Here is an 18,393-nt window from a genome sequence, read left to right on the forward strand (position 1 = left end):
TTCTCTCCGAGGATCATGTCCAAAACCCGGCGCTTGCGCCGAGCGGCGTTTCGACCTTAGCGTTCCTTGACGTAGGGGACGCCGCCGGCGCGCGGCGGGATCGCCTTGCCGATGAAGCCGGCGAGCAGGATGACGGTGAGGATGTAGGGCAGCGCTTGCATGAACTGCACCGGCACCTTGCCGATGATGGGCAGCGGCGAGCCTTGCAGGCGGATCGACAGCGCGTCGAGGAAGCCGAACAGCAAGCAAGCGAACATGGCGTTGACCGGCTTCCACTTGGCGAAGATCAGGGCTGCCAGCGCGATATAGCCCTTGCCGGCGGTCATATCCTTCACGAAGCCGCCATTTTGCACCATCGACAGATAGGCGCCGGCAATGCCTGTGAGGATGCCGGTGCAGATCAGCGCCCGGTAGCGCAGCCAGGCGACCGAAATTCCGGCGGTGTCGACGGCGGCCGGGTTCTCGCCAACGGCGCGCAGGCGCAGGCCGAAGCGGGTGCGAAACAGCACCCACCAGGTAAACGGCACCATCAGGAAGGCGAGATAGACCAGGATCGAGTGGCCCGACAGTAGCTCGGCATAGATCGGTCCGATGATCGGCACATCGTGGATGGCATCGGCGCCGGGCCAGATGATGGCTTCGAAGCGTTCGCCCGGTTGCAGCGCCGGCGTGCGCCCGCCTTGCTGGAACCAGGCCTGGCCGAGAATGATGGTCGAACCAGCCGCGATGAAATTGATTGCCACGCCGGAGACGATCTGGTTGCCGCGATGGGTGATCGACGCAAAACCGTGGATCATGGCAAAGGCGACCGAGATCAGGATGGCCATGCCGAGGCCGAGGAAGGCCGAATGGAACACGGAAGCAGCAGCCGCACCGGCGAAGGCGCCGACCAGCATCTTGCCTTCGAGGCCTATGTCGAAGATGCCGGCACGTTCCGAATAAAGGCCGGCGAGGCAAGCGAGCAGCAGCGGCACCGAGAGCCGGATGGTCGAGTCCAGTGTCTGGACGATTGCGTTGAACACATCCATCTCAGGCACCCTTCCCCTTGATCGCTTCCATGCCGACCGACCTCGGGTTGAACGAGGCGAACAGCGCCTGGATGTAGGGCCTGAACATGTGCTCGAGAGCGCCGGCAAACAGGATCACCAACCCCTGGATGATGACGATCATGTCACGGCTGATCGCCGGCATCTCGAAGGCGAGTTCGGCGCCGCCCTGGTAGAGCATGCCGAACAGGATCGCCGCCAGCACGATGCCGACCGGGTGCAGGCGGCCCATCAGCGCCACCGCGATGCCGACGAAACCGGCGCCTGAAACAAAGTCGATGGCTACATTGTGCTGGTCGCCCATCACCGGATTGAGCGCCATCATGCCGGCCAGCGCGCCGGAGATCATCATGGCGGTGATGATGATGCGGGTTTCGGAAATGCCGGCATAACGCGCCGCCTTGGGGCTGTGGCCATAGGTGCGCATCTCATAGCCGAGCTTGGTGCGCCAGATCAGCAGCCAGACCAGGAAGGCCATGACCAGCGCCAGCAGGAAGGAAATGTTGAGCGGCGCCGAACGGATCTTGGCGCCGAACAGTTCGATGATCCAGTTGAGCTTCGGCAATTCCGCACCGGCGAAGAAGTTGCGCGTCTGCGGCGCTTGCGAGGCTGCCGGCTTCAACGGGCCGACCAGCAGGTAAACCATGATCGAGGCGGCGATGAAGTTGAACATGATGGTGGTGATGACGATGTGTGAACCGCGCTTGGCCTGCAGATAAGCGGGGATTAGTGCCCACAAAGCGCCCACGACTGCTGCCGCGACGATGGCCAGCGGAAAGGTCAACCACCATGGCAGCGTCGTGTCGAAGCTGAGGCAGACGACAGCAATGCCGAGGCCCGCTATGTAGGCCTGTCCTTCGGTGCCGATGTTGAACAGGCCGCAATGTGCCGCCACGGCCACCGAAAGCCCGGTGAAGATGAACGTGGTGGCATAGAAAAGGGTGAAGGCAATGCCTGTGCCCTTGCCGAAGGCGCCCTCGACCAGGATGACGGCGGCGCGCAGCGGGTTTTCGCCGACCAGAAGCACGACGAAGCCGGCGACCACGAAGGCAACGAACAGATTGATCAGCGGGATCAGGCCGTAGTCGGCCCAAGCCGGCAGCTTGGCGTAAGGCGTGCTCACTCTGCAGCCTCCTGGTGTTCGACGCCGGCCATCAGCAGGCCGAGTTCGCCTTCGGTCGCCTCCGGGCCGCGCTCGCCGACGATGCGGCCGGCAAACATCACCAGGATGCGGTCGGAGAGTGAACGGATCTCGTCCAGTTCGACCGACACCACCAGCACTGCCTTGCCCTGGTCGCGCATGGCGATCAGGCGCTTGTGGATGAATTCGATGGCGCCGACGTCGACGCCGCGCGTCGGCTGGCCGACGATCAGCACGCCGGGATCCTGTTCCATTTCGCGCGCGAGCACGATCTTCTGCTGGTTGCCGCCGGAAAAATTGGCGGTCTTGAGCCGGCAGTCCGTGGGGCGGATATCGTATTTGGCGATCTTGTCCTTGGCATCGTTGCGGATGGCATCGATGTTGAGGAAGGGGCCCTTCAAATAGCGCGGGTCGTCATGATAGCCGAGGATGGAATTCTCATTCTCCTCGAAGGCAAGCACCAGCCCGACGTGATGGCGATCCTCCGGCACGTGCGCGAGCCCGCGGTCACGCAATTCGCCAGGATCGGCGGCACCGGTCAGGTCGATCGGCTTGCCGTCGAGCATGACCGAGCCGGAGACGGCTCGCCTGATGCCGGAAATCGCCTCGAGCAGTTCGGATTGTCCGTTGCCGGCGACACCGGCGATCCCGACAATCTCGCCGGCCCTGATATCGAAGGAGATGTCGTCGACCATGGTGACGCCGCGTGTGTCCTTCACCGTCAGGTTCTTGACCGCCAGCTTGACGCCGCCGGCTTCCGCCTCGCCCTTTTCGACCCTCAGGAGCACGCGCCGTCCGACCATCAGCTCAGCCAGTTCCTCGACGGTGGTCTTGGCGGTCTCGCGCGTCGCCACCATCGTGCCCTGGCGCATGACCGACACGGTGTCGGTGATGTCCATGATCTCGCGCAGTTTGTGAGTGATCAGCACCACCGTCTTGCCCTGGTTCTTCAGCTGCTTGAGGATGCGGAAAAGATGGTCGGCCTCGGCCGGTGTCAACACGCCCGTCGGCTCGTCGAGGATCAGGATCTCGGCGCCGCGATAAAGCGCCTTCAGTATCTCGACACGCTGCTGCAGGCCGACCGGCAGTTCCTCGATAATCGCATCGGGATCGACTTCCAGTCCGTATTCGCGCTCCAGCCGCTCCAGTTCGGATCGCGCCTTGGCGATGCTCTTCTTCAGCAGGGCATCGCTCTCGGCGCCGAGGATGACGTTTTCCAGCACCGAGAAGTTGTCGACCAGCATGAAGTGCTGATGCACCATGCCAATGCCGAGCGCGATGGCGTCATTGGGCGTCTTGATAGCCGTCGGCTGACCGCCGACTCGGATCTCGCCGCTATCGGCCTGGTAAAAGCCATAGAGGATCGACATCAGCGTCGACTTGCCCGCGCCGTTCTCGCCGACAATGCCGTGGATGGTGCCGCGCGCGATCTCCAGATTGATGTCCCGGTTGGCGCGCACGGCGCCAAAACTCTTGTTGATGCCGATCAGCTCGATTGCGGCTTGCGCCATGCAGCCTGTCCCACTCTTATTTTTTTATCGCTTGGTCAAAACGCCTAGCATGACGCTCCGCCCGTGCCAATTGGCCGGAGCAGGGCCACTCTCGACAAATCCCGGTGCGCTTGTCAATTTCCAACGTGGCCGGGGCCTTCACATTCGCTAATATGGCGAAGCCGAAATTCGCGTCACGGCGCAAAGGCTTTACGCTGCAAGACTGGGGATTTTGAATGACCATGCCCGCCGACCGGCTGACGACGCTGGAGATTCGCGCCGCCGAACAGGAGAAGACCATCGAGGAACTGTCCGGTCAGATTGCCGAGCAGTGGAAGGTGATCGAGCGCATGCAGCGCAAGCTCGATGCGCTGACCGAACGGTTCCTGGCGCTGGAGGAGCAGGCAGGAGACGAAGTGCCTGTAACCAAGCCGCCGCACTGGTGAGGAAAGAGGGGGAGGGTGCATGCCGTGGCAAGTGAAAGCGACCGCATCGCGCGGGCCGGCGACTATGTTCTCGGCCTGATGAACGACGCCGAACGCGAACGAGCCGAGCGCGATTTGGAAATCGACCCGGCCTTCCGCGACGCGGTCGTGCAGCTTGCCGAACGCATGCATGTCTTCGACCATGCCGAACCTGACGAGCGCTGGAAGCAGATCACGCAGCGCATCGGCGACCTGCCGCAGATGCGCAGCTCTGGGCTCATCGATGCCGGGTCGCCAGCCGTGATCCAAAGCCTGTCGCAGCGGCCGCACGGCATCGGCTTGCACGCGTTTGGCGGCCGGCGCGGATTTGCCGTGGCTGTCGGCCTGATCGTGGCTTTTGCGCTGGGGTATCTGGCGGGCAAGTTCTAGGGGTTTATTTTCGGGATCACGCTCGCGGCCGGCACGACATCAGAGCCATCGTTTCGTTGTCCTGCCCAAAAACCTCAATCATGTTCCAGCCAAGGGCTGCGTAGAAATCACGTGCTTCCCATGTGTAGAGATAGAGCGTCTCGACACCCTGCCCAACTGCATGGGCTTCAGTCGCCCTGACCAGCGCAACGCCGGTTCCCCTGTTTCTGTGGCCACCATCGACAGCCAATCCTGCCAGCCATGGTGTCAGATCATGCGCCGGTTCCAGTTCGTGGCGGACCAGCAGGCACGAGCCAACCGCTACATCGCCGATCCGGGCCACGAATGCCGCCTCGAAGCCGTCACCGGCGAGCAGTTCGCGAAGGCCTGCCGCATCCTCTTCGAAAGTCCTTGCGGTCCCCTCGAAAAAGGTGGCGAGGCGCAGTCGCGCGATCGTTTCGACATCGCGCTCGGCCATGGGTTCGATTATCGGCTGCATCGTTGTCTCGAAATGGCATCCGTGGCGGAGCGGTGGCTATTTCGCTCGATCCGGTAAAAGACAAACCGCCAGGCTTGCGCCCGGCGGTTTGCAGATCATGGCAGGATGCAGCTCAATAGGGGCAGGCGTTGTCGGTGGTGTAGTCGTGCACCTGGATCTTGCCGGAGATGATGTCGGCTTTGGCCTTTTCGACGGCCGCCTTCATCTCGTCGGTCACCAGCGCCTTGTTGTTGTCGTCCATGGCGTAGTCGACGCCGCCTTCCTTGAGGCCGAGGTTTTGCAGGCCGCCCTTGAAGGTGCCGTTCTTGCCGTCCATGAAGGCGTTGTAGACGGCAACGTCGACGCGCTTCATCATCGAGGTCAGCACTTTGCCGGGCTGCAGGCCGTTCTGGTTGGAATCGACGCCGATGCCAAGCTTGCCGGCATCGGCCGCCGCCTGCAGCACGCCGACGCCGGTGCCGCCGGCCGCGGCGTAGACCACGTCGGAGCCCTGGTCGATCTGCGTCTTGGCGATCTCGCCGCCTTTGGCCGGGTCGTTCCAGGCGGCCGGCGTGTCACCGGTCATGTTCTGGATGACGTCCGTCGCGCCGGCCGCCTTGGCGCCGCCGACATAGCCGCATTCGAACTTGCGGATCAGCGGGATGTCCATGCCGCCGATGAAGCTGACCTTCTTCGACTTCGAAGCCATCCCCGCCAGGATGCCGACCAGATAGGAGCCTTCATTCTCCTTGAATACCAGCGAGCGGACATTGGGCAGATCGACGGCGTCGTCGATGATGGCGAAGTTGAGGTCAGGATATTCGGCCGCGACCTTCTTCAGCGCGTCCTCCCAGGCAAAGCCGGCCATGACGATCGGGTTGCGGCCGTCCTCGGCGAAGCGGCGCAGCGCCTGCTCGCGCTGCGAGGCGTTGGAAACCTCGAACTCGACATAGGCCGTGCCGGTTTCGGTCTTGAACTTTTCGGCGCCGTGGAAGGCAGCTTCGTTGAAGGATTTGTCGAATTTGCCGCCGAGATCATAGAGGATGGCCGGCTGGACATCCGCGGCGAAAGCCGGAAGAACCATTGCGGTTGCGGCCAGGAGGCCGAGAACGATACGTTTCATGTGATCCACACCCTGTCGGTTATTTTTTCCGTTATGCGCCGCATGCCGGCCCGGTTCTCCGGCAGGCATACGGCATCAGCCAGGAGTGTATTCCCCTCCCGCTCGGCGGCAATCTGGCACGGCCCGAAACAAAATTCACGCGGAATTTTGACCTTTTGGAAAAGCATGGCGAAGGCCAGCCGCGCAGCAGCTTGATCTTTGCGCCAAAGACCTCAGGCGGCGGCCGGAATGCCGTAAGCGACGCCCGTGCCTTTCAAGTTGCAGGCGCCGTAAGGGTTCTTCGCCAGATATTGCTGGTGATCGGCTTCGGCGAAGTAGAATTCGGTCGCCGGCGCGATCTCGGTGGTGATCCCGCCGTGGCCGGCGCCGCGCAGCGAAGCCTCATAGGCATCGCGTGAGGCGCTCGCCGCCTGCAATTGCGCATCGCCGATCGCGTAGATAGCGGAGCGGTAAGTGGTGCCGACATCATTGCCCTGGCGCATGCCCTGTGTCGGGTCGTGGCTTTCCCAGAACAGCTTCAGGAGCGCGGCATAGGAGACGATCCTGGGATCATGGACGACCAGCACCACTTCGGCATGGCCGGTGAGGCCGGTGCAAGTTTCCTGGTAGGTCGGATTGGGCGTGATGCCGCCGGCATAGCCGACCGCCGTGACCCAGACGCCTTCGATCTGCCAGAACAGCCGCTCCGCACCCCAGAAGCAGCCGAGCCCGAACATCGCCGTCTCCAGCCCCTCGGGATAAGGACCCTTGAGCGGTCTTTTCGAGACTTGGTGCCGTCGTGCGGTCGGGATCGCCCTGGCGCGGCCCGGCAACGCCTCGGTCGGCTTCGGCAGCTTGAGCTTCTTGTTCAGCATGTCGCTGAGAAAGAACATGCGCGGCTTTCCTCAGAGTAAATCAGTTCGCGGGGAACCGTCCGCGCGGTTGCCGCCTGTAGCCGATCGCATAGAGCAGGAAGGCCAGCGCCGCGAACACGGCAAAGCCCGGCTGGTTGAGCACCCAAGCGACGGCGCCATCCCACAGCAGAGGGCCGGCCTTGGTTCGCACGAAGGTTTCGAATTCGGCCCGAGTGTCCGGCGAGACCGCCAGCCAACTGGTGTTGAGCGGCGTCAGCACCAGCGCTGAGGCCGCCACGGTACGCGTCGCGTCGAGCACCGCCATGATGACGGAAATCGACAGGGCGACCATGGCGGCAAGACGAAAGATGAAGCGAAACATCAGCGACCTTCCTCCCGGGCCAGTCCTCAAGCTCCTCCCGAGGGCCTTCCGGCACGTTTCGAAACGAGAGATAGAATGGGCCTGCCCACTTCGCAATCGTCCTACGCGAATTTGAAGTCCACGCTTTCTCCCGTCGCCCTAAGCCGCCGGCTTGCGTTTGCGCCGCGCTGGCGGCCTCGCGAAACGCCGTGTGGCCGGCAAAGCGAATAGACTGTCGTTATGGCTTGGCATTCGGCGCCGGATCGACTAGATGAGCCCCGCGCCTGTTGCTTCGACGGCTCAGGTGCAGGGGAAGGGCGTTCGCTGGTTGGCGACGCTGGCGAGGAATTCAACGCCTCCGCCCCAAGGGAGGTGCATCTCCCCAACCCGCGCGGCGAAACCGGCCGGCGTGACATGCATGGACGGAGAGGTGGCCGAGTGGTTGAAGGCGCACGCCTGGAAAGTGTGTTTACGGGAAACCGTAACGCGGGTTCGAATCCCGCTCTCTCCGCCATCTACTTTATATAACATGTTGATTTCGTTATATTTTCTGCGTTGCGGCCGAATTTCCTTGCACCTTTCCTTGCACCTTCAGCGCATGATTGATGCGTGTGTGAGCCGTTCCGTAGTGAACCCTGCCGCCACCCTGGGGCGGTTAGCTCCGCTTGAATGCGCCCTGTCCAGATAGCGCGGCTTCCGCCTGTTCGACAGTCTCGTACACGCCACCCAGCGTGGGATCGTCGTGCTGGGACAGAAACGTGGCGTAACCGGCGGTCTGGCCTTCCAGCCTGATCGGCACGATCCAGACTGGCCACACGCTATCCGCACCAGCTACCACTTGTTGGTCACAATAGGCACGCTGCCATTCTGCAAATTCCACAGAGGTCAGGTCTCCGCCGTCATCGATCTGCGCAACGCGCTCCGGCTTCCACGCGAGATTTAATCCCTCAAGATCGCCGTCGAACGCCTCAACCTCAGGAAATGGGCAGAAGAGATAGCCGACTGCCCCCTCAGTCTGAAACAGAAATGGCCATCTTTCTTCATCGTCGCGGGTTGCGGCGGCGGCGTGGTTCCATGCAATGCGCTCTAGCCTTCGCCTTTGAACATCATCCATTGGCTGCTTCGTTCCCCTTCGGGTTGTCTCATCCGACCAACGCTACTTCGCCGGAACCATTACTTCACGCAGGAGCGTTTCCGCTTGCGCCAACACCGTCTGCACGGCCTCCTGTTCGAGGTCCGGCGGGTAGCCGTATTTCTTCAAAATGCGCTTGACCAACACGCGCATGCGAGCGCGGGCGCTGCTCTTGTGCTGCCAGTCGACGGTCGCTGACCCTCGCATCTGCTCGACAAGCTCATGAGCGATGACGCGCAATTGCTCGCTGCCCATCGCCTCGACAGCGCTCTCGTTCTCGGCCAGGGCGTCATAGAAGGCCACCTCCTCGGGCGACAGGCCTTGCTCCTCGCCACGTGCGGCTGACGCCTTGATGTCCTTCGCCAGAGCGATCAGTTCCTGGATCATCTCGACCGTCGAGATGGCACTGGCATGATAGCGGGAGACCGCCTCTTCCAGTCGCTGCGAAAACGATCTTGCCTCCACCACGTTGGACCGCGTCCGGCTCTTGATCTCGCCGTTGAGCAGCTTCTTCAACGCCTCCAGCGCAAGGTTCTTCTTCTCCAGCTTCTGGATGTCGGCCAAAAACTCGTCCGACAGGATCGAGATGTCTGGCGACTGAATGCCCGCCGCCTTCAATATGTCCACGATCTCCGCATTGGCGACGGCTTGGTTCAGCAATTGCTCGACGGCGAAGCTCTTGGCCCGGTCCGACATCTTGCCGGTGGCCGTGGTCTTGACCAACGCCGCCCGCACCGCCTGAAAGAAGCCGACTTCGTCACGAATGGCGCGTGCCTTGTCGCTGGCCGATGCGAGCGCATAGGCTTTACTGAGTTCAAGCACCGCGTCGGAAAAGCGGCGGTGGGCCTTCTTCTTCTCGTCCGCGCCGCCGACCTTGGCGGCTTGCTGCTCCTGCCATTTCAGTATCCAGTCGATGGCATCGGCAAGCGCGACGAGACGCTGCTGGGGCTCACCACTGATGCCGAGGCTGTAATCGTGGCCATGGAACATGCCGCGCACCACCTCGTACTTCTCCATCAGGACGGCGACCGCTTGCTCCTCGTCGATACCGGTCTTTTCCTGATCGGATTTGGTGTATTGGCCGAGCGCGTTCTTCAGGTTCTGGGCGATGCCGATATAGTCGACGATCAGGCCGCCCGGCTTGTCCTTGAACACCCGGTTGACGCGGGCGATGGCCTGCATCAGGCCGTGGCCGCGCATCGGCTTGTCGATGTAGATGGTGTGCATGCACGGCGCGTCGAAGCCGGTCAGCCACATGTCGCGCACGATCACCAGCTTGAGCGGATCGTCGGGGTTGCGCGCCCGCTTGGCGAGATCGTCTCGGCGCTTCTTGTTGCCGATGTGCTGCTGCCAGTCGAGCGGGTCGGATGCCGAGCCGGTCATGACGATCTTGACCGCGCCCTTGTCGTCATCATCGGAGTGCCAGTCGGGCTGCAGCTTGATGATCTGCTTGTACAGATCGACGCAGATGCGCCGGCTCATGCAGACCGCCATCGCCTTGGCCCGGCAGTCTCCTTGGCTGATTGCACGATAGGAGCAGAGGGCCAGCAGCGCCTCCTGCTCGACCCCGTCGGCCCGCTCGCGGTCATCCCTGCTGCTCCCCGCTCGATAAACAACACGGTGGAACGCAGCATAGGCCGCCTCATGTGCCGCGATCAGTGCCTGCAGCTTCGGCGAGGAGCTTTCGTCAGCAGCGGACATCGGGTCGACGGCAACCGCCGCGCCGGTCAGCGCAAGAAGACTACGGCGAGAGATCGTGGGCATGGATATCCTCCTCGCTACCGATCATGCTGGACCATAGCACCACCGTGGAAGGGCGCAGAGATGGTCGGATGCTGTCTGCTGACAATGGGGTCAGTGGACTGTTCGAACCCAGAAGGAGCAATCCAATGTGGGGTCCCACAACCCACCCCCACCCCCTGGCTGCCGATGAAGCCCGGGGGTTGGTCAGCCGACCCAGCGGAGATTAACTCACATCCGGTTGCAAATGAGCTATGGAGTGACGAGGACCAGCAGTTGGCTGTGGGATCGTCTGCGCGAGAAGGTCCAGCGTTCGTGGGGCGCCATCTAGTGTAAAAGCGTTGCCCTCCGTAAGAACTAGCGTCCACCCTCTCCGTGTGTGTTATAAATGGATTATCGACGCTCGACCTCGACGCCGTCCTAAGGCCGACCGCCATTTCAGCATGCCCAAGGACGTATGTGCCGCACATGGGCTCAAGCCACCCGCCCGCACATCCGTTGGATTGACCCGCGAGGAGGGATCAGCATGTCAGAACGTCTCAACATAGGCCCGCTGCAACCTGGCGAAACGGCGCCCAATGTCGTGCTCGACGCGATTACCCGCGAGGGCAAGATCGCCATCGACGATTTCCGAGGCGAGAAACCAGTGCTGGTTGGGCTGTATCGAGGTCTCCATTGTCCTTTTTGCAGGCGTCATATCGCGACGATTTCGCTGCTCACCCCAGCCCTCAACGAGAAGGGCATCGAAAGCCTGACAGTGGTCAACACGCCCATCGACCGGGCGCGCCTCTATCTGCGGTACCATCCGATGCTCGGCCTGCTCGCGGCATCCGATCCGGAGCGGACTTCACACCGCGCCTTTGGATTGCCGAATATGCAGATCACAGATGACGAGAGCGCATGGCCGCAAAAGGTTTCGATGAGCGATGTGAAGTCGATGCGGGTCGACTTGCCGGGCGAGATCCCGGAGCCGATGGACCCGTTTGCGGCGCTCGAATATCTGAACAAGAAGGACAGCTACGATATCACGGAAGCGGATCAACAGATGATGGCCACCGGCATTGGGCAGCTCGTCGGCCAGTTCTTGCTGGACCGCGATGGCGTCGTTCGCTGGACTTCCAACGAGGTACTCGATGGCGGCCTATTCGGCGCCCCGAACACTCAGGAGCTAATGTCGGCAGCGTCGCAAATCGGAAGGTAAGGAGCAGCTCCGGTAGTGGAGCTAGGCGCAGGATTACGCGAAGTTGGCGGCCTTCGCCTGATAGGGACCCACAATCGCCACCACACCCCGCCTGCCGATGAACTCGGAGGGTGCCGACCAGCATCCGGTCGCTCCGGCGGCGGCAGTCTCTCACGCTGGCGCTCTAGCGTTTAAAACTCTGTCAGCTGGCTGCAGATGGCCGATATGGGTGGAAAGCGTTCGGCTTCTAACTTCCATTTTCGACGATCAGGGTTCCGTCTACATCCCGGAAGACATACGCCTCGACCACGTCGTGTTTGTCCCAGTCAGTCGAAATCGTGATGCAGCCGTGGCTGGATAAATGCAATTCAACCTGTCGCTCGCTGACATTCACCACTTCGACGCGCGACGCATTTGCCAGCGAGGAAATCAAAACAGCAACGCTGCTGTACACGGTGAAGGCAGAGCCATCCGTGAAAAGCACGCCAACGCCATGTCCAGGTTCGGAAGCGTCGATGCCTTTCAGATGTTTGCCTATTAGCCGTTCAGCGAGTGTGCGCATGGTCAATAGCTTATGCGACGCTCTCTATATGTCCGCAACGGGTGGAAAGCGGTCGTTTAATCTTGGTAGGGGCGCTCTATGCCCTCGCGCTTTAGAACGGCTTCATAATGCCTCTGAATAACGCGAAGCTCTTCAATGACATCCGCCAACGCTTCCGCCTTCTCAAATGGATCGATCTCGTTTGCTACTCTACCGAGGTCTCGAATAAGGATATGTAAGCTGTCGCCTTGAAACACCACGCCTGGGAAGCGACGCTGCGGAAGTTGTACGACCGCATAGTTGGTTGACGCAGTGAGCAGCTTCACATCGTCCAAGGCAGCTTTCCCAGTTTCTAGCCTCAGGATGCCCCGAAGTTAGATGGTCCGCAATGGGTCGAACTCGGTCGTTCAGAGTGATTTGGGTTTTGGGGCGAGCGGTCGGCCATGAGGAGGTCCCGAACTGTGAACGAGGGGTCGGTCGGGCGCGCCATAGGGGCCCCACAAGCCACTCCGGCCCCCGGCCTTCCGATGAACCCGGAGGGGCGGGTGCGGTCGTCCGGGCCGTCCTGCTACCAGCGGGAGCCGAGCGGTGTCCGTGATGCGGGCCCTGCATCTTTTGCCGCTTCATCTTGCGGCTCCGCAGCGACCGGCTGGCGCGGATTGGACTTCAAGCGACCATCGCGATTGATGATGTCCGTCACCTGAACCGCGGTCCACGTTCCGCCGCGCGCCGTGGCGATGCCACGCGCATTGAGTGCCACCGCGATTTGTCTCAGGGATTTGACCCCGCTCGCTTGGATGTCGCGGATGATCGGGAGGATGTTGGCTGCGAAGGCATCGGCCTGTGTCATTCGAACCTCCCTTGATTTTTGCTGCGCTTCGGCAAGCTTCGGGCCGCCAAGTTGGACACCACGCTCTTTAGCAGCGGCAAGCGCCGCACGCGTGCGTTCAGAGATCATAGCTCTCTCACGCTCGGCGACAGCCGCGAAAAGATGCAACACGAAGGGATCGACGTTCGGGCCAAGCTCGGCGACCACGAACGCCACGCGCCTTGCCATCAATCCGGCGATGAAGGCAACGTCGCGGCTGAGCCGATCCAACTTGGCAACCACAATTGAACACCCTGCCTTTTTCGCGGCAGCAAGCGCCTTGGCAAGCTGCGGACGACGCGACAGGGCGTCCGCACCCTTGCCGGTTTCGACTTCTAGGAACTCGGCGATGATGTCGAACCCTTCGGTTTCGGCAAAACGGGCGATGGCCTGACGCTGCGCCTCAAGGCCAAGGCCGCTTCGGCTCTGGCCGTTGGTCGACACGCGAAGGTAGGAAATGACGGGCTTCATGAGCGATCCCAAACTGATGTAAGGACAGTATACGCTCGTGTGCAAACTTTACAAGGTCGTCAGAATGTCGGAAGAAAGGTCGCAACTGGGTTCAGCGGACGGTGCTTTGACCCTGCAGGGCAGCCCGTAGAACGGCGCAAGGCCCTTCAGGAGGTAGGAACTCCGCCCGGCCCCGAGCGGCCTCTAGGCCGCACGAGGTGCCTTTGCGGGGGCGTCCTCGGCGATGTCCAAGCGACGTTAGGTCGAACCCGACTTCACCCGCCTGCCGGCCTTGGCCCGCCGGATGGCCTCCATGATCCCGATCTCGCGCTCCGGCTCCGCCGTCTTCGGTTCGGCGGAGGGCTCGCCGTTTCCCGGCAGCGGTGCGGAGGTCTTCGGCTTGAACCGCTCCTCCCACTCCTGCAGCGACATTTGCGGGGCGGCTCCAGGCTCGCGCATCGGCTTGCGCGCCACGCTCTCGACCTCATGACGGTCGGTGACCAGGCCGTAGATTTTCGCCTTTGACATGGTGGCGTTCACGGCAGCAGCTGCCTGTCCCAACTCACGGGCAAGCTGGCGGTCGTCATCAAGCTGGCGAGCGATGCTCTCAATGGTCACGATGGCCCTCTCGGCTGCTTCGCCCTGTAACTCGGCCACGCGGACCTTGATGCTTTCATTTGCGTTCAGGCGAGCCGCGTTGCCGCGATTGGGCCGATAGCCGGCGAGAGCATAGGCTTCGTCGATGCTTTTGCCCTTTGCCCGGTGCCGCGCGTAGCATTCATGGCGTGTGTTTTGAAGCATGGCTCAGAGTATCGCAATGCAGGACTGCGAGCCACCCCGGGACCCCTGCATAAGACACGGTCACCTAGTCCGCAGCGCCCAGTTGCGGCTACTTGCCGTAGACCGCCGCTTGCCTAATTGCGGACATTCCGGCCGACTGGCACAATCGGATAAGCGCAAAGTCGCAAGGGCAGAGAGATGACATTGTCGATAGCAGAAATCATTGCCAGGTCGACCGTTCTCTTAGTACTCGGCGTTTTGCTCATAGCCGGTATCAGCACCTACTCCGAGCGCCGCTACCGAGAGACGGGCGTTGCGCTCTGGCTCGTCTTGCCCGTGATTGCAGGTCAGGTCTGCCTTTGGGCTGGTAGTTTCGGAGTTGGCTTAGCTTTAGGGAAAAGCGCTGGCGGCGGCACACAAGGAGTAATCGCATTCGCGGTGGGCGGTTTGGGGACGCTCTGGGGCACTAGCATCATCGTTCAAGTCGCTCAGAATATCGGATATAGGCTTGTTGGCGCTCACACGCAGACGATCCGATGGCATAATTATCAGAAGCGATCTCGGGATCGCAGGCGGACGACAAGCAAGTAGAAGTCGGGACGTGTTCGGCGGCATGGTACCTGTCCGGGAGCAGACCACCGTCTTCCCCGTCCCGTGCCTTCCGCATCCGCCGTGCTGAGAGGACCAAGCGTTAAATTTCGACCACTAGGTAGCCTTCGCCTGTTCCCAGTTCCCTCTTGTTCCCAGTGTTTCCTATAGAGTTCGTAATTCCTACCCACGATACCTCTATTCTATAGGTAGGAACGGTAGGTACTGTAGGAACAAACCCTCGCCGACTTTCCTTTGTTTCCAACGCCTTCAACGGCGGTATGAAGGTAGGTATGGTGGGAACAGTTCAAAGCCTACTTTTCTCGATCACATCTTTTTCAAACCGGCTTTTCCGGCTTCTTGCGGACAGAAAGGGTGGGAACGAGATACAAGACCTCACCGGCTGTCCTCGATCGGTGGCAGCCGATATGCCCAGTGCGGCTTTTTGTTGGGGCCGCCGCGCCGCTTCTTGCGTTCGCATTTCAGTCGACGCAGCACGGCACCGACGCGCATTTCGTGAGAACGGTCGCGACGTCCCTCATCAATGTCGAGATGATGGAGGATATCGGCGGTGGTGAACCAGACGCCCGTCCGTCGCGTACTGACAAAATCGGCGATCTTGTCATGCCAAGGATCGGTGACGACGCGGTCTTCCTGCTGGTCCGCCGCAATCGCCTCGATGTCCTGGGCAAGCCACCACTGTTCGCAGGCACGCCAAGCGGTGACGGCTTCAGCCCACAGCTGGTCGACGATCTTCATCACCGCGCCGAGATCGATCTTTTCGACCCGGAAAGGCCAGAAGCGCCGGTTTCCGGTCGGATCTTGCAAATACGTGTCGGCGTTCGTGCTGCCGGCGAAGACGCACTGGCGCGGAACGGCGACAGCGGTGCGGCCATAGGCGGGTCGATACTTGTCGATCTGGCAGGACAGAAAGGCTTTCAGGGTCTCGATCTCGGAGCGCCGGAATTGCGCGACCTCGCTCATTTCGACAATCCAGCGGCCCGCGAGGTGCGCGCGAGCATCCTTGCTTTCGAGATCGTGCGGTAAGCTGTCGGAAAACCACTCGTCGCGAATGGCAAGCGCGCGCAGAAGCTGAGATTTCTGCGAGCCCTGCGGGCCTTCAAGCACGATCATGGTGTCGGCCTTGCAGCCGGGCATGTAGACACGCGCAACTGCCGATACGAAGAAGCACCGCGTTACCGCCTCGACGTACCTCAAGGCCGCCGCCTTGTCGGCGTCGGTTTCCTCGTCGACGACAGCACCACAATGGTCGAGAAAAAACCGCGACAGGCGCGGCTGGCCGTCCCAGACAAGGCCGTCGAGATACTCACGCACCGGATGGAAAGGATGAGATCGAGCCTCAAGCTCGATCACGTCACGCGCCAGCGAGCGACCCACGCGGCGGAAGCCTCGGTGATTGAAGTGTTCGATCAGTGCCGTATCGTCGGCGTCTGTCCATGCGCAGGGCACGAAAGTCTTCGGCATCTTCATGTTCGGACGCGGGATTGGACGCGCAAGCTCGATTTCCTGCGAGAACTCGTTGTATCGGACCAGCCCCTTTGTCAGGGCGTTGCGGTGCAATTCGCGGCGTAAGTTGAGCGGATTGGCAACGTGCTCGGCGGTGGCGTCGGGTTCGTCGGTGCGCGGCGTGAGATGAAGTACATTGTCTTCGTCGCCCGTCATGATCATGCCTCGTCTGCATAGTCATGGCCGAGATAGCGCGGCCACCGGATGAATATCTCCTTGCCGGCGGCGATCCAGCGCTCGGCGCATTGCTGCGCGGCGGCGAGGCCGGGGCCATCATGATCGGCGAACACCGTCAGGCAATCGATCCCGGCGAGCGTCGGGAAGTTGGCGACCGCCCCAGCCGAGCCAAGCGCCCAGACGGGACGAAAACCCGCCTCCATGATCGCAAGCCCTGTCTCGATGCCCTCGCAAATCCCGAGCCCGAGGGTAATGTCCTCGTCCGTCGACAACTTGATCACTTGGCCTGCTACCGCGCCGAGCATCTTCTTGCCGAGATGGCGCGAGCCGTCCGGCTTCAGGCGCGTGCGATGAATGGCGCTCGGCGGCGCTTCAGGATCGAGATCGTTCTCGCTCGGCGAGAACCGGCAGATCATGACAGGGGCACGGACGACCTCTCCGCTCTCGTCCAGCCACGGGCTGGCCGGGTGAAATCGGATCGTGCGAAAGGCGACTTCGGGAGGCAGCATCAGGCCGCGCGAGGCGAGGTAGGTCTCCACCAGTGTGCCGCTGGGACCAATACCCTCGGCCCATAGTTGCCCCGCCTTCTGCCTCCGGCTGACCTCATCGATGCGCGCGTTTTCATGATCACGGAAGCACGGCTGCGGCGGCGCCGGGCGCGGCGAGCCGGGTGTGAACGCCGGCAGGCCGAGGCGCTCGCGAACATAGTCCATGCATGTCTGCCAGTCGTCATCGCCAAATGAGCGGACACGCAGCTTCCCTTCCTGGTCAAACCAAACGCTCAGCGAACGGTCTCTTCGGCTGTGGCCCGGACCCGGACAGAGAACACGCCCGCTCTGCAGCGCATCGCCTCCGAGCTGCCGGGCCATTACCTTCGGCGAGAAACGCATCATGACGCGCCTCCCGGAACCGGAAGCGCCCCAGCGATCCTGCGCCGATCTGTTTCCTCTTGCCGCAGGTCGTGATGGAGACCTTCGAGATCGAAATGCCTGTTGATCGTCGCCCGAAGGATGTCCGCGATCACGTCGGGCGGCAGCGCCTCCAACTGGCAAGTTCCACCCTGCCACGATTTCGAGCGCGTGTCCGATGCCTTGGGCGGCGCAGTAGGCAGATCGTATTGACGGACCTGTTCGGCAGTCAGGGCAACTCTCTCGAAGGCAACCGAGACCGTCGCCCAGGGCCGGTCGGCTTCCACGAAAGCGGCCACGTCCTCGGCCACGCTGTCGAAGATTGAAACGCCGCTCGGGTCGAAGTCGCCAAGGTGAAGGATTATGGCCGGTTTGCCGAGTTTGCAGATGCGGTCTGCCAGACGTTTCTTTGCCGTCAGGCTGTCGAAGCCGCCGGACGAATAGACCGGGATCGAGTACGGTTCGGCGACCGCGTGCAATTGCGGCAGCATGCCTGCCGCTTCGCACCACACCTCGATGTGGACTTCCTGCCTGGCAAGTTTGTTGCGCGTGTAGTTTTTTCCAAGCTCACGAACGTGCCGCAGGAAATGCTCATGATTGTCGAAATGGTCGAGGCTACAGGTGGTTAAGCCATCATCGCGGATCGCGCCAAACTGGATTGCCCGACCCCGGCGTGCGTTCGCGAGATGGTGGCACAGTTTGCCGTAGAAGAGTTCCGTTTTCGGATAGAGCGCGGTGGTGCTGACCAGCCGATAGAAAACCTGCCGGCATGTCAGCGGCCAATAACCGCGATATTCGTTCATGACGGCCCGCACGTCATCGAGCAGCGCAAGTGTCTTTGCTCGCGGGCGATAGTCGAAGATGTAGCCTCGGTGCCGGCCAGCGCCGTTTTTACGGCTTGCCGCAATTTCTGCTCCCCTCCTCATTGAAGCCGTTCCCGGATCGCTTCACGCGCCGCTTCGATGAGGCCCGCGGACAGGAGAAAATCGAGCAGTCGGAGGAAGGCTTCACTTTCGGCGTGGAGCCGGTCGATATCGTGTTCCCGAAGATCGAGCAGCGCCCGGTAGGTCTCGAGTTGCTCCCGCAGGAGCCGTTGATCTGGGTGCGGTGCGCGCATGGTTCGCGTCCTCCCTCTCGCATAGGGGTCGGGCAGTTGACCTGCGCTTCAAACGGGGAGTAGTTTCGGGCCGTCTCACC

General features: G+C 61.7%; 20 protein-coding genes and 1 tRNA gene. 4 read left to right on the top strand and 17 right to left on the bottom strand.

Annotation, left to right across the window (positions count from 1 at the left end; all coding sequences use genetic code 11):
* Nucleotides 1-56: 56 nt before the first annotated feature.
* From NKJ01_RS00445 to NKJ01_RS00455, 3 genes are read right to left on the bottom strand one after another with little or no spacing between them, the layout of a single operon-like run.
* Nucleotides 57-1,028, bottom strand: a complete 972-nt coding sequence (locus NKJ01_RS00445; protein WP_023759653.1) for an ABC transporter permease — start codon at nt 1,026-1,028, stop codon at nt 57-59.
* Between the two features lies 1 nt (nt 1,029).
* Nucleotides 1,030-2,169 carry an ABC transporter permease gene (locus NKJ01_RS00450; RefSeq protein WP_352599483.1) on the bottom strand — a complete coding sequence of 380 codons (1,140 nt, stop codon included), beginning with the start codon at nt 2,167-2,169 and terminating at the stop codon, nt 1,030-1,032.
* A complete protein-coding gene (locus NKJ01_RS00455; RefSeq protein ID WP_352725145.1) occupies nt 2,166-3,698 on the bottom strand; it encodes an ABC transporter ATP-binding protein in 1,533 nt (510 codons plus the stop codon). The genes NKJ01_RS00450 and NKJ01_RS00455 overlap by 4 nt, the downstream gene beginning before the upstream one ends.
* Before the next feature lie 215 nt (nt 3,699-3,913).
* Here NKJ01_RS00455 and NKJ01_RS00460 point away from each other — a divergent pair, with 215 nt between their 5' ends.
* Together NKJ01_RS00460 and NKJ01_RS00465 are read left to right on the top strand one after the other, a co-directional pair.
* Nucleotides 3,914-4,123 carry a SlyX family protein gene (locus tag NKJ01_RS00460; RefSeq protein ID WP_352599487.1) on the top strand — a complete coding sequence of 70 codons (210 nt, stop codon included), beginning with the start codon at nt 3,914-3,916 and terminating at the stop codon, nt 4,121-4,123.
* A gap of 24 nt (nt 4,124-4,147) precedes the next feature.
* Complete coding sequence (locus NKJ01_RS00465; RefSeq protein ID WP_352725148.1) at nt 4,148-4,531, top strand: hypothetical protein; 384 nt, start codon at nt 4,148-4,150, stop codon at nt 4,529-4,531.
* A 16-nt stretch (nt 4,532-4,547) separates the two neighbouring features.
* On the opposite strand, the gene NKJ01_RS00470 is transcribed toward NKJ01_RS00465, so the two are convergent.
* From NKJ01_RS00470 to NKJ01_RS00485, 4 genes are all read right to left on the bottom strand, one after another.
* Complete coding sequence (locus NKJ01_RS00470) at nt 4,548-5,009, bottom strand: GNAT family N-acetyltransferase (protein ID WP_352599491.1); 462 nt, start codon at nt 5,007-5,009, stop codon at nt 4,548-4,550.
* Nucleotides 5,010-5,121: 112 nt separating this feature from the next.
* A complete protein-coding gene (locus NKJ01_RS00475) occupies nt 5,122-6,111 on the bottom strand; it encodes a BMP family lipoprotein (protein ID WP_352599493.1) in 990 nt (329 codons plus the stop codon).
* A 212-nt stretch (nt 6,112-6,323) separates the two neighbouring features.
* Nucleotides 6,324-6,983, bottom strand: a complete 660-nt coding sequence (gene msrA, locus NKJ01_RS00480; RefSeq protein WP_352725150.1) for a peptide-methionine (S)-S-oxide reductase MsrA — start codon at nt 6,981-6,983, stop codon at nt 6,324-6,326.
* Nucleotides 6,984-7,005: 22 nt separating this feature from the next.
* Entirely contained in the window at nt 7,006-7,326 is a 321-nt protein-coding gene (locus NKJ01_RS00485) for a hypothetical protein (protein ID WP_352725152.1), read from the bottom strand.
* A 403-nt stretch (nt 7,327-7,729) separates the two neighbouring features.
* On the opposite strand from NKJ01_RS00485, the gene NKJ01_RS00490 reads away from it, so the two are divergent.
* Nucleotides 7,730-7,819: transfer RNA gene (locus tag NKJ01_RS00490), tRNA-Ser, on the top strand.
* A 141-nt stretch (nt 7,820-7,960) separates the two neighbouring features.
* On the opposite strand, the gene NKJ01_RS00495 is transcribed toward NKJ01_RS00490, so the two are convergent.
* Both NKJ01_RS00495 and NKJ01_RS00500 read right to left on the bottom strand, forming a co-directional pair.
* Nucleotides 7,961-8,419 (bottom strand): hypothetical protein, encoded by a 459-nt coding sequence (locus NKJ01_RS00495; RefSeq protein WP_352725154.1) that lies wholly within the window; start codon nt 8,417-8,419, stop codon nt 7,961-7,963.
* A 42-nt stretch (nt 8,420-8,461) separates the two neighbouring features.
* A complete protein-coding gene (locus NKJ01_RS00500; RefSeq protein ID WP_352725156.1) occupies nt 8,462-10,201 on the bottom strand; it encodes a type I restriction enzyme endonuclease domain-containing protein in 1,740 nt (579 codons plus the stop codon).
* A gap of 502 nt (nt 10,202-10,703) precedes the next feature.
* Between NKJ01_RS00500 and NKJ01_RS00505 the strand changes: the two genes are divergently transcribed.
* Nucleotides 10,704-11,378: a peroxiredoxin-like family protein gene (locus NKJ01_RS00505; protein WP_352725158.1), complete on the top strand. Its 675-nt coding sequence runs from the start codon at nt 10,704-10,706 to the stop codon at nt 11,376-11,378.
* A 226-nt stretch (nt 11,379-11,604) separates the two neighbouring features.
* Here the strand turns inward: NKJ01_RS00505 and NKJ01_RS00510 are convergent, their stop codons facing one another.
* From NKJ01_RS00510 to NKJ01_RS00545, 8 genes are all read right to left on the bottom strand, one after another.
* Entirely contained in the window at nt 11,605-11,919 is a 315-nt protein-coding gene (locus tag NKJ01_RS00510) for a hypothetical protein (RefSeq protein WP_352725160.1), read from the bottom strand.
* Nucleotides 11,920-11,975: 56 nt separating this feature from the next.
* Entirely contained in the window at nt 11,976-12,224 is a 249-nt protein-coding gene (locus NKJ01_RS00515) for a DUF6959 family protein (RefSeq protein ID WP_502905836.1), read from the bottom strand.
* A gap of 242 nt (nt 12,225-12,466) precedes the next feature.
* Nucleotides 12,467-13,237, bottom strand: coding sequence for a recombinase family protein (locus NKJ01_RS00520; RefSeq protein ID WP_352725164.1), 771 nt, complete (start codon nt 13,235-13,237; stop codon nt 12,467-12,469).
* Between the two features lie 237 nt (nt 13,238-13,474).
* Nucleotides 13,475-14,017: a hypothetical protein gene (locus NKJ01_RS00525; protein ID WP_352725166.1), complete on the bottom strand. Its 543-nt coding sequence runs from the start codon at nt 14,015-14,017 to the stop codon at nt 13,475-13,477.
* Nucleotides 14,018-14,980: 963 nt separating this feature from the next.
* Nucleotides 14,981-16,267, bottom strand: coding sequence for a virulence-associated E family protein (locus NKJ01_RS00530; RefSeq protein WP_352725168.1), 1,287 nt, complete (start codon nt 16,265-16,267; stop codon nt 14,981-14,983).
* A 2-nt stretch (nt 16,268-16,269) separates the two neighbouring features.
* Entirely contained in the window at nt 16,270-17,001 is a 732-nt protein-coding gene (locus NKJ01_RS00535; RefSeq protein ID WP_352725170.1) for a DUF7146 domain-containing protein, read from the bottom strand.
* Between the two features lie 176 nt (nt 17,002-17,177).
* Entirely contained in the window at nt 17,178-18,122 is a 945-nt protein-coding gene (locus NKJ01_RS00540) for a hypothetical protein (RefSeq protein WP_352725172.1), read from the bottom strand.
* Nucleotides 18,119-18,313: a hypothetical protein gene (locus NKJ01_RS00545; RefSeq protein ID WP_352725176.1), complete on the bottom strand. Its 195-nt coding sequence runs from the start codon at nt 18,311-18,313 to the stop codon at nt 18,119-18,121. The genes NKJ01_RS00540 and NKJ01_RS00545 overlap by 4 nt, the downstream gene beginning before the upstream one ends.
* Nucleotides 18,314-18,393 lie beyond the last annotated feature (80 nt).

Source organism: Mesorhizobium sp. M0276 (assembly GCF_040321755.1).
In the GTDB taxonomy this organism is placed as follows: Bacteria; Pseudomonadota; Alphaproteobacteria; order Rhizobiales; family Rhizobiaceae; genus Mesorhizobium.